This window comes from Phycisphaeraceae bacterium (assembly GCA_019636555.1).
Taxonomy (GTDB): Bacteria; Planctomycetota; Phycisphaerae; order Phycisphaerales; family UBA1924; genus JAFEBO01.
In genome coordinates, this window is record JAHBXH010000001.1 from 1175691 (window position 1) to 1190797 (window position 15107).

12 protein-coding genes are annotated in these 15107 nt (G+C 62.6%); 10 read left to right on the top strand and 2 right to left on the bottom strand.

Going from position 1 to position 15107, the window contains the following annotated elements:
* The first annotated feature begins 27 nt into the window (after positions 1-27).
* From KF691_04795 to KF691_04825, 7 genes are all read left to right on the top strand, one after another.
* Complete coding sequence (locus tag KF691_04795; protein ID MBX3388752.1) at positions 28-393, top strand: hypothetical protein; 366 nt, start codon at positions 28-30, stop codon at positions 391-393.
* A gap of 18 nt (positions 394-411) precedes the next feature.
* Entirely contained in the window at positions 412-1449 is a 1038-nt protein-coding gene (locus tag KF691_04800; protein ID MBX3388753.1) for an SCO family protein, read from the top strand.
* A gap of 21 nt (positions 1450-1470) precedes the next feature.
* Complete coding sequence (locus KF691_04805) at positions 1471-2682, top strand: hypothetical protein (protein ID MBX3388754.1); 1212 nt, start codon at positions 1471-1473, stop codon at positions 2680-2682.
* Positions 2683-2863: 181 nt separating this feature from the next.
* The gene (locus KF691_04810) at positions 2864-4567 is read left to right on the top strand and encodes a cbb3-type cytochrome c oxidase subunit I (protein MBX3388755.1); all 1704 of its coding nucleotides are present in this window, start codon (positions 2864-2866) and stop codon (positions 4565-4567) included.
* A 24-nt stretch (positions 4568-4591) separates the two neighbouring features.
* Positions 4592-5392: a cytochrome c oxidase subunit 3 gene (locus tag KF691_04815; protein ID MBX3388756.1), complete on the top strand. Its 801-nt coding sequence runs from the start codon at positions 4592-4594 to the stop codon at positions 5390-5392.
* Between the two features lie 88 nt (positions 5393-5480).
* Positions 5481-6245: a cytochrome C oxidase subunit IV family protein gene (locus KF691_04820; protein MBX3388757.1), complete on the top strand. Its 765-nt coding sequence runs from the start codon at positions 5481-5483 to the stop codon at positions 6243-6245.
* Between the two features lie 36 nt (positions 6246-6281).
* The gene (locus tag KF691_04825) at positions 6282-7049 is read left to right on the top strand and encodes a hypothetical protein (GenBank protein ID MBX3388758.1); all 768 of its coding nucleotides are present in this window, start codon (positions 6282-6284) and stop codon (positions 7047-7049) included.
* Positions 7050-7073: 24 nt separating this feature from the next.
* Here the strand turns inward: KF691_04825 and KF691_04830 are convergent, their stop codons facing one another.
* Both KF691_04830 and KF691_04835 read right to left on the bottom strand, forming a co-directional pair.
* A complete protein-coding gene (locus KF691_04830; GenBank protein MBX3388759.1) occupies positions 7074-7976 on the bottom strand; it encodes an ABC transporter permease in 903 nt (300 codons plus the stop codon).
* A 123-nt stretch (positions 7977-8099) separates the two neighbouring features.
* Positions 8100-8993: an OmpA family protein gene (locus KF691_04835; GenBank protein MBX3388760.1), complete on the bottom strand. Its 894-nt coding sequence runs from the start codon at positions 8991-8993 to the stop codon at positions 8100-8102.
* A gap of 144 nt (positions 8994-9137) precedes the next feature.
* On the opposite strand from KF691_04835, the gene KF691_04840 reads away from it, so the two are divergent.
* From KF691_04840 to ccsA, 3 genes are all read left to right on the top strand, one after another.
* The gene (locus tag KF691_04840) at positions 9138-10487 is read left to right on the top strand and encodes an amidohydrolase family protein (GenBank protein ID MBX3388761.1); all 1350 of its coding nucleotides are present in this window, start codon (positions 9138-9140) and stop codon (positions 10485-10487) included.
* A gap of 101 nt (positions 10488-10588) precedes the next feature.
* Positions 10589-13255: a hypothetical protein gene (locus tag KF691_04845; protein MBX3388762.1), complete on the top strand. Its 2667-nt coding sequence runs from the start codon at positions 10589-10591 to the stop codon at positions 13253-13255.
* A gap of 17 nt (positions 13256-13272) precedes the next feature.
* Complete coding sequence (gene ccsA / locus KF691_04850; GenBank protein ID MBX3388763.1) at positions 13273-15102, top strand: cytochrome c biogenesis protein CcsA; 1830 nt, start codon at positions 13273-13275, stop codon at positions 15100-15102.
* Positions 15103-15107: the final 5 nt, after the last annotated feature.

The window sequence follows — 15107 nt, forward strand, 5'->3', positions numbered from 1 at the left end:
TTGGACGTCTGGCAGCGAGGTTTTTCTATGTCGAGCCACGAACCACACGGACACGCTGACGCGTGGCATCACCACACGCTGGCTGAGGGCATTCCGCAGCACGAGCACGCCGCGACCGTCAACACCACCAACACGTTTGTGGTGCTGCTCGTGATCTTCGGTTTTACCGCGGTCTTCATTCTCGTCACGGTCCTCTACTTCAACGTCACCGTGCGCCAGGTGCAGGAAGCACGAGTCGAGACGATCGGCGGCGCCCAGCTCTACAACGTGATGAAGAGCCAGATGGAAACGGATCTTTCGACGTTCGGCGTTGTTGATCCGGCGACCAAGACGGTTCGAATCCCGGTCGATCGCGCGATCGATCGGGTCGTCAAGCGGTATCAGCAACGGTAGTTTTCTGGAACGAATTCGGTGTTCGCACAGCGTCACCAGCTTCTCGCCCTTGTGTCCGCCACCGCGATCATCGCGGGCGGCGCCTCCGCGCAGATCGCGCGGACCTACGACCCCTCAAAGTCCGGCGTGGCGCCCGCGACCGGCGCGACGACGTCCGGGCTCGACACCGACCAGAAGGTCGGCGCATTCGTTCCGATGGAATTGCGCTTCACGAGCGCCGAAGGCAAAGAGGTCCGGCTCGGTGATCTGTTCGATCTCGAAAAAGGCACGGCGGCTTCCGGCGGCAAACACCGGCCGGTGCTCGTCACGCTGGTGTATTACGACTGCCCGGTTGTGTGCAGCGCAACGATGGATAAGCTCGCCGGCGCGTTTCGCCGGCTCGACTACAAAATCGGCAAGGACTTCAAGGTCGCCTACTTCAGTTTCGATTCGACCGAGACGGCCAAGCGGGCGATGCAGGTGAAGGAGTCGTACGTTCTCGGCAACTACCCGGAAGGTCTCGGCGACAACGGAAAGATGAATCCGCTGGTGGCCGACAACTGGAATTTCTTTGTCGGGACGGCCGCCGCAAACCGCGAACTCGCCAACGCGCTCGGATTCAAGTATCGGGTGGCGGACAACGGCCAGTTTGCCCACTCGTCGGTCTTCATGATTCTCACGCCCGACGGGAGGATTTCCCGGTACCTGTCGCCCTTCCTGGGCGATGACAAGGCGTTGGCCGAACAGATGAAGCTGGCGCTGCTCGAAGCATCGGACGGGAAGATCGCCAAGGGTGTCAGCGAATTGATGATGAGCTGGTGCTTTATGTACGACCCGAAGGCGGGCGCGTACACGCTGCAGGCGATGCGCGTCATGAAATTCGGCGCGATCGTCTCGATCGTGGCGGTCGGCTCGCTGATCGCGGGGCTGATGTTCATCGATCGCGCGCGTCGCAAGCGCCCGCAACCGGGGAGCGAAGGGCGGGCGGTTCAGGACAATCGAATCGTTGAGAACGGCGGAGAGGAGCTTCGCGCGCCCGGCTCCGGCCCGGCGCAAGGGACTTCCTTCTCTTCCTGAGTATGACTACGGAGTGACGGTGTGCTGAAGACATTGACAAACAGCTGGACCACCACGCTCGCCGAAAGCCCGCAAGGGCTGTGGGCGAACGGCTGGCGATGGTTCTTTCAGAATTTCGGCGTCAACGAGAACGCCAAGCTCACCGACAAGCTCTTCATGGAGATCTTCTGGATCGGCGTCGGCTGGTTCATCTTCCTGATGGCGATCATGGTCTATTGCGTGGTGAAGTATCGGCGCCGCCCCGGGGTCCCCGCGCCGTACAGCCCCTCGCACAACACGCCGCTGGAGCTCATCTGGACGATCATCCCGTGCTTCTTCCTGTTCTACATCTTTCTTGAAGGCTTTCACGTGTACATCGACAAGCTTGTCGCTCCCGGCGATGCGCTCCAGATGACGCTGACCGCCAAGAAGTGGGACTGGACGGTGACCTACCCGAACGGCGCATCCAGCCCGGAGCGCACGCTCATCGGCCCGGACAGCACCCAGTTCGGCGGCGAGAACGGTTCGCCCGGGGCGCGGCCCGTGCCGATCTTCTACATGCCCGCCGACGTGCCGGTTCATCTCAACATGATCAGCCAGGACGTCATGCACTCCTTCTGGGTGCCCGACTTCCGCGTGAAGTTCGACGTCTTCCCCAACCGCTACACGACCTACTGGTTCCAGGCCAAGGGGCCCGATGCGGAATCGAACACGCTGCGGGACTCCACGGGCAACGACATCGTGACGGCCCAGGGCGAGAAAGTCCGCTACGTCGATCACTTCATCTTCTGCGCCGAATACTGCGGCGACCAGCATTCTGAAATGCTCGGCATCATCCGCGTGGTTCCAATGGCTTACTACCTCGCCAAGGTCGAGGAGTGGAACATCGAGGGCAAAACGCCCGAGGAAATCGGCAAGCTCGTTTACCAGTCGCAGGGCTGCAGCGCGTGCCACACGCTCGACGGCAGCAAGGGTGCCGCACCCACCTGGAAGGACCTCTACGGAAGCCAGCAGCCGACGAACCAAGGTTCGGTCCTGGCCGACGACAACTACATCCGCGAGTCGATCTACACGCCGCAGGCAAAGATCGTCGACGGCTACCCGTCCAACATGCCCATCTACACCACGGCGCAGATCGACGAGCGCCGCCTGCAGGGCCTCTTCGCGTTCATGAGAAGCATCAGCAAGCACGCTCCCGCTCAGGCAACGCCCGACGCGACCAAGAGCGAAGCACCCGCCACCGAGAAGAAGTAAGCAGCCGGGATCAGAATCGAGGCACGTTATGACGACCATTGACAATTCCAGAGCACACGAACTCGGAGGGAGCGGGGGCCACGGCCACCACCACGAGGGGAGTTACCTCACGCCCAAGGGCGGGTTCTTCGCGACCGTGTGGGACTGGGCGACCACCGTCGATCACAAGAAGATCGGCGTGATGTACCTTGTCGCGGTTTTGTTCATGTTCTTCCTGGGAGGGCTCGCGGCGATCGCGGTTCGGACAGAGCTGCTCGACCCTGTGCGCACGATCACGGTGCAGGCCGTGGACGCGCAAGGCAAACCGCTCGTCGATGCCGACGGAAAGCCGGTCATGAAGACCGAGATCGTCGGCCAAACCCTTGCGCGATGGCTCCCGCCCAAGGACGAGAACAAACTCGGCTCGGTCGATTACGGCAACCAGCTCTACAACCGCGCGTTCACGTTGCACGGCGCGATCATGGTCTTCATGGTGATTATCCCGAGCATCCCCGCCTCGCTCGGAAACTTTTTCATCCCGCTGATGCTGGGCGCCAAGGACGTCGCCTTCCCCAGGCTGAACCTGCTCAGCTGGTACATCTACGTGACGGGTTCGATCTTTGCGGTTTGCTCCATCATTCTCGGTGGCGTGGACACCGGCTGGACGTTCTACACGCCGTATTCGACGACCACCGATCCCGATCACGCGAACGTCGTGCTGATGGTGCTCGGCGCGTTCATCCTCGGGTTCAGCTCGATTTTGACCGGCCTGAACTTCATCGTGACCGTGCACAAGCTGCGGGCGCCCGGCATGGGCTGGTTCGACATGCCCCTGTTCATCTGGGCCATGTACTCGACGAGCATCATCCAGGTCCTCGCGACCCCCGTGATCGGAATCACGCTGCTCCTGCTCTGCTTCGAACGCATGTTCAGGATCGGCATCTTCGATCCGTCGCTCGGCGGCGACCCGGTCCTCTACCAGCACTTCTTCTGGTTCTACAGCCACCCGGTGGTATACGTGATGATCCTGCCCGCCTTCGGCGTGATCAGCGAAATCATCCCGGTCCACTCCCACAAGAAGATCTTCGGGTACCGCGCGGTCGCGTTCGCGTCGCTGGGCGTGGCGCTCGTCAGCTTCCTGGTCTGGGGCCACCACATGTTCGCCAGCTCCGGCGAACTCGGCGCCACCGTCTTCTCCGCGCTCACCTTCCTCGTCGCGATTCCGACGGCCGTCAAGGTGTTCAACTGGATCGCGACCCTCTACAAGGGCTCGATCGCTCTCACGACGCCGATGCTTTACGCGCTGATGTTCCTCTTCCTCTTCTCGATCGGCGGGCTCACCGGCCTGCCCCTCGGCGCACTGGCGACCGACCTCCACCTGCACGATTCGTACTTCGTCGTCGCGCACTTCCACTACGTCATGATGGGCGGCACGATCATCACCTTCGTCGCCGGGCTGCACCACTGGTGGCCGAAGATGTTCGGCAAGATGTACAACCAGTTCTGGGCCAACGTCGGCGCCTGGACCGTCTTTGTCGGCTTCAACCTGACGTTCTTCACGCAGTTCTTCCTCGGAACGCAGGGCATGCCGCGTCGATACGCGAGCTACGTCGATGAATACCACACGCTGCACGTGTGGTCCACGGTCGGATCGTATGTTCTGCTCCTGGGCTTCCTGATCCACCTCTTCGTGTTCATCCACTCGCTGGTCGCCGGTCGCAAGGCGCCCGCGAACCCGTGGGGTGGTCTGACGCTGGAGTGGGAGGCCGCCAGCCCGCCGAGCGAGCACAACTTCGATCACGAGCCGATCGTGACGCACGGACCGTACGACTTCGAGACCACCGTGCCGCCGCACTGGAGCTCGAAGGACTATCCCCTCCCGAATCTTCCCGCCAACGCGCACTGACCCGGTTCCACACGAGAAACAGGCATGACCACACTCGATTCAAGATCCAATCCGCTGGGCGCAGATGTGCAGGGCAGTACCGAGCCTCTCTGGAAGCGGTATCTGCCCGGACACCACTGGCGCACGGCGGATGAAGAGTTCGATGCGTGCACGCTGGGCTTCTGGCTCTTTCTCGCGACGGAAGTGCTGCTGTTCGCCGGGCTCTTCTGCGGCTACACGGTCATGCGCTTCAAGTTCCCCGAGGCGTTCGTCAATGGGTCGTCGTACCTCGACTGGCGCTGGGGCGCGCTCAACACCGTTGTGCTGCTGATCTCTTCCTACACGATGGCAGCGTCGATCCGCGCTTTCCAGCTCGACCGTCAGCGCGAGGGCAGGTGGCTGCTGGCCACCACGTTCGTCTGCGGCTTGGCGTTCCTGGCGATCAAGTTCACCTTCGAGTACACACCCAAACTCTCGGGATGGTTCATCGCGTTCGATCCGGCACTCTCACACTATAAAGAACTCGTCGACGGCAAGGCCCTCGGCGGTCTCTTCCATCACGTCGCCGGCTACGGCGGCAAGGCGCCGGGCCAGTTCTTCTCCTACGCGTTCTCCGAGGACGCCTGGGAGCCGCTCTGGTGGAGCATTTACTACTGCGCCACCGGCATTCACGCGCTCCACGTCGTGATCGGGATGACTCTGATCGCGTGGTGTTTCCGGCGCGCTCTGTTCTTCCGTGCGTACGGCCCCGGCCACTACACCATGGTCGAGAACACCGGCCTTTACTGGCACCTCGTCGATCTGATCTGGATCTTCCTCTTCCCTCTGCTGTATCTGATCCACTAACGCCAGCGCGCGATAGTCTGCCTGTTCACCCAAGCCCATCGCACCCCTTCCGTCCGCTCACGACACTCCTTCCAATCGAGACCGACGCATGAGCACCCCGCACGCAGCCGCCCCCGAAGTGTTCGACGAACTCGATCCGCACGGCATGGGCGCGTACACCAAGCACTCGCACCACATCGTTTCGGGCATGACGCTCAAGTCGATCCTGGTGATCCTGCTCGCCTTCACGGCGCTCACGGTCGGCGCGGCCCAGGCCGAGAAATGGATCGAATCCGCGCTGCATTACGAACTGCCCCGCTGGGTCAACGTCATCGTGGCGATGAGCATTGCCACGGTCAAGGCCACGCTCGTGCTGATGTTCTTCATGCTGCTCAGGTACAGCAACCCTATCAACACCGTCGTCTTTCTGTTCTGTCTCCTCGCGTTCGCGCTCTTCCTTTTCTTCACGCTCCTCGATCTCGGCACCCGCGGCATGATCAACCCGATCAAGGCGCACCAGGTCGAAGCCGGCGGGATAGGCGGCATTCACGCCGGATGGGGCAAGGATGCGCCGATCATCAACCAGGCGCCCGTGGTGTTCTGGCGCGAGCGCAAGATCGCCGAGGTCGGTGTGGACAAGTACAACTGGATGAAGTCGATCCTCGCGCACCCGCACAAGCACGCGAATATCGTTCCGAACTCTTCCGGCAACATCTCGATCAACCGTCCCGGCATTACCGCCGGTCTCTTCAGCGCCGAAGCGCCTGTCGCGCACGATGAGCACGGCGCCCACGGCGCGGGCGATCACGCCCCGGCCGGTCACGCCGAGCCCGAAAAACACGAGCCCAAGGCTGCCGAGCCCGTGCAGCACTGATTCGCAAAGGACGTCAGCAGGAAAGGAGCAGTACTCGTGAACTTGGCGCGCCGCATCGCGCTCGCGGTCGCTGTTCTGTCCGCCGGCGGTCTTGCGCTCAGCGTCTACACGATGGCGAGACGCGTCGCGGAGCACAATCTCCAGGAACGCAAGGTCTACTTCTTCAAAGAGATCGTGAAGCGGGACTTCGAGTTCAAGGGTGTTCCGGTCCACATCACCGACATCAACCCGGGCACGCCCAATTGGTTTGTGAACGTCGAGTACGGGCAGGAGAATCTGCGGCTCCGCGTGGCGGTTCCCGGCAATCCGCACCTCCCCGATCTCGTCGCGCACAACGACTGGTTCCGAGTGCTGCTCTTCGCCGAAGCTCGCCACATGACGGGCCCGATGCTCGAAGAAAAAGTGCGCGCCGGCGAAGTACCCGAGCGCCTTGCGATCGTCACGCGTTCGCCAATGCAGGGCGCCGAGCCCGGCAAATGGCAGGACGTCTGGAAGTCCGGCTGGGCGTACGACTTCTACGAGTTTGACAACGGAAAACTCATCCACGAGCGCTACACATATCCGTCCGGCAAGCCCGATCGTGAACCCAAGCCCGGCCAACTCCCCCCCGACACCTGGCAGTTCCAGGCAGCCGCTTCCGTGACGCCGCAGACCCAGCGTCCCAACAACCGCTTCACGATGGATGCGCTCAACGCAACCGGGTGGACACTTCCCGCCGCGGCATGGTGCACGATGATCCTGCTCGCATCGCTCGCAATCATTGCGGCACCGCGTCGGAAGCGCGATTCGAAAGCCGCGGTTTGAGGAGAGCGCATCGCATCTTCCGCGCTAACGGAAAACGCTCGTGCTGCCGCCGTAAATGATCTGCCCGATATCGTTCCCGACTTTCGCCATGACCAGCCCGAGCAGGATGATCGCAAGAAAACTCGCGACGAACGCCTCGGTGGTCGCCCGGCCAACACCCTCGGCTCCCGGACGGCAATTGAATCCTTTGTAGCAGGCGATCATGCCCATCGCGGCGCCGAAGAACAGGCTCTTGACGAGCCCCTGCGCGATTTCGTACCAGTTCACAAGCAGCTGACTGTAATAGAAGTACTGCTCCCTGTCTGCGCCGTAGAAGTAGATCGTGACGAGAAGGCCGCCCAGCACTCCGCACAGATTCGACACGACCGTCAGCGCCGGGATCATCACCACGCACGCGACAACGCGTGGAACAACCAGCACCCGGATCGGGTCGCTCGCCATCGCCCGCATCGCGTCGAGCTGCTCGGTGACGCGCATCGAGCCGAGCGCCGCGGCAAGCGAACAACCGACTCGCCCGGCGAGCATGACTCCGGCGAGCACCGGCCCGAGCTGCTTCACCACCGAGATGTTGATGACTCCGCCCAGGCGGCCTTCCTGGCCGATCGCTCGAAACTGCGGATATCCCTCGAACGCAAGCGTCATCCCGATGAACGCGCCGGTCAGAGCCAAAACGGGGATCGACGTTGTGCCGACGAAGAACAATTGAGGCATGAGCCGGTCGCGCCGCGCCCAGGTTCGCAAGTGCGGAAGGCCCATGAGCACCGCGCCGCAGAATCGAGAAAAATCGGCCGCGCCGACAACCAGCGACACCAGCCAGGCGCCCGACACAGAGAGCGCTTCCCGCACCGCCTCACCGACCGAGGCGACGAGGCCGATCACACCGACCGTCGAAGATTCGCTCGTGCTCTGGAGGGAAGGATCGCTCATCGACGCCAAGCGTAGTGGCGAGAGTGATCGGCCGGCAGGAAAAGAAAACGCCCCGCAGGTGCGGGGCGGGGGTCTGTTTTGAGAGTCCAGAAGTCGCGAATGACGCGAACCGGGTGATTCCGGTTACTTGTTGATGTCGGGCGCTCGGGGCGGCGGGCTCGAGCGGTCGGGCGTCACCGACTGGCTCGAATCCATCGGAATCGATTCGTTCATCGTGGTGATGTCCGCCGGGTTCTTCGGAAGCATCAGGTAAATCTCAACGCGCCGATTCTGGGGGGTGTTGCCGCTGGGGGTATTTGGCACGGCCGGGCGGAATTCGCCCCAGCCCGCGACCTGCATCTTGCCCGGAACGACGCCGTCGTTCGCGAGCGCCGAACGAACGCTGATCGCGCGTCCCGCCGACAGGTGCACGTTTGTGGGGAAGCGCTTGGCCGTGTTGGCGCTGATGCGCTGCGCGTCGGTATGGCCGACGACGATCACTTCATACTTTGCCGTAACAGGGTTCTTCAGGATGCCGGCGAGGGCCGCGATGGCCGCTTGGGCCTGGGGCTGGATCGCGTCCGAACCCGAAGCAAAGGTCAAGTCCGACGCGAACCGGAGCATGCCGCGAGCGTCGTCGTACAGGAGCAGATCCGGGTATTGGGCGGCGAGCTGGCGGAGCAGCGAGTCGGTGTCGGCATCGAGCATCGCCACCGAGAGACCCTTCAAGCGGGCCTCGAGATCGGCTAGCGAAAGGCCGGATTCGCGCATGCGACGCATCAGTTCGTCATTCTGGGCCTGCAAAGCGGCAAGTGCCGCCTCGGTCTTGGCCAGTTGCTGGCGTGTCAGGTCCCGCGCCGCGAGCGCATCGTCGCGCTCACGCTGCAGGGTCGCGTTGCGATCGGTCAGCCCGCGATTGGTCTCGTACAGGCGGTCGTATTCGCCCTGATTGACGCAGCCACCGAGCCCGGCCGTCAGGCAAGCGAGCCCGAGAAGGGCCGTCAAAAAACCGCGCTGGATTCCGCTGAAAAGTGACATTCGAGAATCGCTCCGTGATTGATTGCCCACGCGCTGCGTCAAGCGACTGGACGCCGGGCAGTTGTCCTGCGCGATCGTATCCTGTTTCGCCGGGCACGGGCTCGCCGCGCCGGCCTTTTGTATCGGAAGTCGCGCTCGCTTGTCATGAATCCAACGGGTATCCCAAACTCGCTCGCCCCCGGTACTTACCGTCTTGATGCCGCGGGCGCAGTTGACGCCGGTCCCCGGCCTCTTGCCCTCGCTCCGGCTTCGCTGCTCTTTGAGGTTTCAACGGCCGGCATCCGCCTTCTCGCCGCGGATGCGCCCCCCCGGATTGACCTTCACCCGGCCGCGGCACGCGCTATCCGGATCAACCTCGCCGACTCCGTGATCACGCCACGGTTCGTCAACGCCCACACCCATCTCGACCTGACGCACATCGGTCCGAAGCCGCGCTCAGGGTTCGCGGCATTCGTCGATCTGGTCCGGAGCAGCCGGCTCGATGAATCCCAGGCGATTCGGGAATCAATTCTGACGGGCGCCCGGCTTTCGATCGCGGGCGGGGTTGCCGCGGTGGGGGATATCGCCGGTGCCGTGCAGGGCGCAGCGTCGATCCAGCCCTTTCACGCGCTCCGCGATTCGGGCCTGGCCGGCGTGTCGTTCGTTGAGTTCTTCGCGATGGGCGATTCCGTCCCGCGTGCTCTCGAACGAGCCGACGGTGTCATCGCCAAAGCATCGGCGATGCCGCCCGGTCGTGTGCGGGTCGGCTTGCAGCCGCACGCGCCGTATTCGGTTCAGCGCGCCGGTTACCGGCATGCGATCGCCCGCGCCGCGAGAGATCGCCTGCCGATCGCGACGCATCTCGCCGAATCGCCGGAGGAGCGCGAGTTTGTGGCGCGTGCATCGGGCCCGCAGCGCCGGTTGCTCGAATCGCTCGGGCTCTGGAACCCGGCGCTGCTCGAAGAATTCGGGAAGGGCAATTCTCCCGTCGCGCACCTCGCGCCGGTTCTTCAGGATCGCGCGAGCCCGATGCTTCTTGTCCACCTGAATGATCTTTCCGACGACGATGTGGAATTGCTCGCTGCGGCGAATCGAGTCGCGCCGATTCACGTCGCCTACTGCCCGCGCGCGTCAGATTTTTTTGATGCTCCCGAAGTCTTCGGACCGCATCGCTACCGCCGGTTGCTCGAGTGCGGCATCAACGTCTGCCTCGGAACCGATTCGATCATCAATCTTCCGGAGTCTCACGCCGCCGGAGCATCGGCCCGAATCTCTCCGCTCGATGATGCGAAGTTGTTATTTGAGCGCGACGGCTGCGATCCGGGACTTCTGCTCGAGATGCTCACCGTGCGCGGGGCGATCGCGCTCGGCCTGGAGCCTTCGCGCTTCACGCTGAATCGGGGTGGTGAGATCGCCGGATTCTGCGCACTCCGTGTCGGCGAATCGGGTCTTGATCCTCGCAATCTCTGGAAGCTGGCGCTCGCTCCAGAATCCTCGATTGTGCGTGTGATCTAGATAAGAGAATTCGCATCGATTTTGCGGCGATTTCCGCACAATTCGGGCCCCGCAAACCTAAACTTTCGGGCCGCGATTCCGATGCGCGGCAAGGGTTCTCCATGAGCGCAAAGTGGCGACGAAGTCTCGCATGGGACGATCAGTTTTTCCCCTTCTGGGCGTGGCCCGCCAAAGCACTCCTGCGCGCGTTCTCTTCGATCCCGCTCGCCGTGGTGCTTCTGGTTCTCGTTGCCTGTTACGGAATCCTCGCCAGTGTTCCGGTTGGAATTCTCGTGCTCGGGCTTACTCAGGTTTTTTACGGCGCGACGCTCATCACCGTGATCGCGATTCTTTGTGCAGCGCTCGTGCTGCCGGTTTGCGCCTCAATAACTCGCCCCGCGCCGCGCTTCTTCGCGACGACGGTCGCCGTGATCGGCGCGATCGCGCTTGGTGCGCTCATTTGGTATCGTTGGCTCTGGCCGATTCTTCACTACGACCCGGTGACGCGCTCGGGGTTGCGCTTCTTCGCGGAATTCATCGAGGCGAACAAGGCGATCACGCTCCGCCGGCTTCCGGGTATGGAAATGTCGGAGCTCGAGTTCTACGGGTGGTGGCCGCTGCGCGTGATCCTCGTGCTGTTCGTGCTGAACATGGTGGTCGCAACGCTCAGGCGAATCGAGTTCAATGTGAAGAACATCGGTGTGCTCACGGTGCACTCCGGTATCGTGCTCATCGCGCTGGGCAGCGTCTACTACAACGGTCTGAAGCGCGAAGGCGACACGCTGCTGCTCGCCGGCCAGCCGATCCCGTCCGAGCCCGGAAAATCCGCGCCGGGTCCGGTCGTCAATTCCTTCTTCGATTCCACCCGCGTCGCGCTCTACGTTCAGCAGATCCGCAGCTGGGGCGGCGATGGATTCGACCAGCGTCCGATCGAGGGCGTGCCGCGCTACAACAACTACAACCTTTCGGCTTTCGGAGGCGAATCGATCCTCGAAATTTCGGGTCGGCGCAAGCCGTGGGAGTTGCAGCCCTCGCTGCCGGCGCTCGACATCGCGGTGCCGGATTCGCCGGCGGATCCGCAGAGCGCGATCGTCGATGCGGACATCAAGTTTCGTGTTGTCGGATATGGCGCGTATGCGGAGAGCGCGGAAGATTGGCGCAAGGTTGATCCCGCCTCGCTCACTTCTTTTCGCGATGGATTTCGCTTCAATCCGCTGCGCTCGGTTTTTCTGTACAGCGCCCTGCCGGATGCGGACGGGAAAAAGAATGAGAAGCCGGTGTTCTCGTTCAATTTCCTTCCGAACCTGCCGGCGCGTCGGCTCGCGGCGAACGACGTGCTCGGCATCGAGTACACCCTCGGGCCCGATGCGGGGATGAGCGATCAGCGGTGGAGCGATTTGTCGGTGCAATTGCCGCCGGATACAGAGCACGCGCTGATCGTCGAGATTCCTTCGGCGACGCCGGCGGAAGCGCCGCTTCGGAAAGTGGTTCCCGTGCAGGTCGGTTCACAGTTCTCGATCGGCGGGTACAAGTTGACGGTCGAGCAACTCACACCGGAGCCGCCGTTTCCGATCGTGACCGAATCGCACAAGGGCGCGACGAGCAGTGTCGCGGTGGTGCGGGTTCAGCCTCCGAATGGAGACGGGTATACACGCTACGTGTATCACCGTTTCTCCGAACTGAATCAGGACATCATGAACACTCCCAAGCCGGACGGGAGACCGAATCGCAAAGACGCGGACCCGGGGATCCGGATCGCATATGTCGATGCGAACTTGGTGCAGGTGTATTTCGACGAGCGCATCGATGAAAAGGGCGATCCCAAGACGCGCGCGATCATCCGCCAGCGGGGCGGCAAGGTCAGCATCATCGATGATCTTCCTGCGGACGGGATGCTCAAAGAGTTCTTTCCGAATCTGAGCCTGAAAGTCGATCAGCGCTGGGCGCACGCGGTGCGCTCGGATAGGCCGGTTCCCGTTGCTGAAGAAGATCAGGACAAGCGCCAGGTCGGCACGCACGATAAAGCGCTGCTTGCCGTCGAAGTTTCGCTCGCGCCGATGGCGCCGATCGCCGGCAAACAACTGGACAAGTCGTGGAGCACCGTGGTCTGGCTTCCGTTCCAGAAATACATCGGCACCGAAAAAGGCGCGACGAAGCGGATCGATCTGCCCGATGGGCGCCAGATCGAACTCGCGTTCGGCCGGTTGCGTCATGTTTTCAGGGACTTCGCGGTGCGGCTCGTCGATTTCAAGATGATCGCGTACGACCACCGCGGCGCGCCGAGGGACTTTGAGTCGGTCATTCAGGTCGAACCGCGCGGGGAGTCGACCTTTATGCCGTTCGTTCATTCGTGCAGCCTGAACGAGCCGCTGACGGCGCCGTTCCTCTGGTCGGATTCCCGACCGTGGATCGCGAATACGGTGCTGCGGCTGGCGACCGGTCTCGATCCGAACCAATTCAAGATGAGCCAGGCGGCGTGGGATCAGGAGGGGTGGCGCGAATCGCAGAAGCTGGCGGACGCCGGGATGATCACGGCACCGCGCGCGCGATTCACGATTTTGCAGGTCGGGAACAATCCCGGGATTCACATCATCGCGCTCGGGGGAATCCTGATGGGGTTGGGAATTCCGTGGGCGTTCTATCTGAAGCCGTATCTGGTGCGTCGCGAGAAGCGGCAGATCCAGGAATTGATCGCAAAGGGCGAATATGTGCCGCCGGGTCGCAAGGTTGCGCCGACCGTTGTCGTCGTGCGCAAGCAGCCGGCGGCGGTTGAATCCGCCGCGTCGTAGTGCGCGAGAGGTGTCGTATGCATCGAGTCATTCGCTTCGTGTGGCCGGCCTTGATCGTGTGCGCCGCGATGGCGTGCGGGGCGCGAACCGCGAGCGCGCAGACCGCGCCGGACGGGAACGCGCACCCTGCCGCGGAACCGATCGCGCGCGAGGCGGCGGAGTTGCCGAGCGCGTTCGGTGAGGCAAAGCCGATCGGACACTCGCCGAGTATCGCGGACAACCACGCGTTTGCATCGAAGCTCGATCTCGAACCGCTGCGTTCGCTCGCGGTCTGGCACGATGGGCGAGTGAAGATCTTCGACACCCTGGCTCGCGAAACGGTGCTCAAGCTGACGGGGAAGAGGAGCTATTTCGATGTGGTTGCGACCGATGGGGCGAAGGTCGATTCTTCGGGCTTGCCGAGCGGCGCGGGAAAGAAGCTTTCATACGACCCGATCTTCACGCTGCTCGACCTGATCATCGATCCGGCGTACTACTACGACAAGCCACTGCTCGCGGTCGACTATCTGCCGCTGCGGCGGGCGTTTCTCGAAGCGGCATTCCCGAAAGACGAAGCGGTTGCCGAACGGTGGTTGAAGCTGCAGCGCATCAGCCCCCGGATGGTGAACGATTTCGGCGTCAAGATCGCGGAGGAGTATTCGGCCGAAGCGCCGTATCGCGAGGCGCTGAACAGGCTCGATCAGCAGCTCGAGATGTGGCGGCTCAGCAAGGCGAACATGATGCTGGTCGCGCCCGATTCGGCTGAGAAGCCGTGGCTGCACGTTTCGCAACTGCCGCCATCGAGTCCGGTCCGCGCCGCGGCGGCGAGCCTTGGCCAGGCATGGCGCGATCGCGATGCGGCGAAGGCAAATGCCGCGATCGCGACGCTTGCCTCGGAATTGCCGAAGATCAACCCGGCGCAGTATCCCACTTCGCGCCGCTCGCTCGAATTGGCGTACAACAGGTCGGGAGCGTTCGAATGGGGCATGTGGGCGTACTTCCTCTCGTTTCTCACGCTCGTTCTGGGTTTCGGAACGGGGCGCCGGTGGCTGATCAACTTTGGAATCGCCACGCTTGTCGTGGCGATCGGGATGCACGCGTTCGGATTCATCACTCGATGCATCATCGCAGAGCGGTTTGCCATCCAGAATCAGTTCGAGTCGATGACCGGGCTGTCGCTCTTCGCGGCGATTGTGGGGTTTGTGATCCTGGTGTTCAAGCGGCAATACTTGTTCGGTGCCGCGGCGGCGGGGGTCGGGTTTTTGGTGTTGATCACGGCGACCCAGACTGCGATCCCGGGTCAGAGCATCGAGCGGGAAGCGGCGATTTTGAACACGAGCATCTTGCTCAAGTACCACGTCACCACGGTGCTCGTGAGTTACGGGCTGATTTCGCTTGGGTTTATCGTCAGTTCGTTCTATCTCGTGACGCACTACGCGGCGAAGTTCCGCGGCGCTTCGGGCGCGACCGTGGTCGCGCAGGTCGCGCTCGGATCAGCGAACGGACCGACGATTACCGTGCAGGAGTCCGCGCCGGAGTTCTCCCCCGCGCGGCAGAAGACGCTCGATGAACTCGACACGGCGCAGATGACGGTGCTGCAACTGGCGTTCTGGACGCTCGGCGTGGGCATTCTGCTCGGCGCCTGGTGGGCGGATCACTCGTGGGGACGGTGGTGGGCGTTTGATCCGAAGGAAACCTGGGCGCTGATCACCTGGATTGTGTATCTCATCGTGATCCATGTGCGGCTTACGACGGGGAAGAACAAGGGGCTCGTCACGGCGTGGTTGAGCGTGGTGGGTTTCTTCGTCATGTTGTGGACCTACTTCGGCGTAAATCTGTTATTGCCCGGCCTGCACGCGTACGCGTGAAATCG

What these genes read in the sequence shown, in the direction of transcription:
- KF691_04810 (MBX3388755.1), top strand. Translation starts at nt 2,864, where the DNA reads ATGTACCTTGTCGCGGTTTTGTTCATGTTCTTCCTGGGAGGGCTCGCG.
- KF691_04830 (MBX3388759.1), bottom strand. Translation starts at nt 7,976, where the DNA reads ATGAGCGATCCTTCCCTCCAGAGCACGAGCGAATCTTCGACGGTCGGT.
- KF691_04845 (MBX3388762.1), top strand. Translation starts at nt 10,589, where the DNA reads ATGAGCGCAAAGTGGCGACGAAGTCTCGCATGGGACGATCAGTTTTTC.
- KF691_04820 (MBX3388757.1), top strand. Translation starts at nt 5,481, where the DNA reads ATGAGCACCCCGCACGCAGCCGCCCCCGAAGTGTTCGACGAACTCGAT.
- KF691_04795 (MBX3388752.1), top strand. Translation starts at nt 28, where the DNA reads ATGTCGAGCCACGAACCACACGGACACGCTGACGCGTGGCATCACCAC.
- KF691_04835 (MBX3388760.1), bottom strand. Translation starts at nt 8,993, where the DNA reads ATGTCACTTTTCAGCGGAATCCAGCGCGGTTTTTTGACGGCCCTTCTC.
- KF691_04840 (MBX3388761.1), top strand. Translation starts at nt 9,138, where the DNA reads ATGAATCCAACGGGTATCCCAAACTCGCTCGCCCCCGGTACTTACCGT.
- KF691_04815 (MBX3388756.1), top strand. Translation starts at nt 4,592, where the DNA reads ATGACCACACTCGATTCAAGATCCAATCCGCTGGGCGCAGATGTGCAG.
- ccsA (MBX3388763.1), top strand. Translation starts at nt 13,273, where the DNA reads ATGCATCGAGTCATTCGCTTCGTGTGGCCGGCCTTGATCGTGTGCGCC.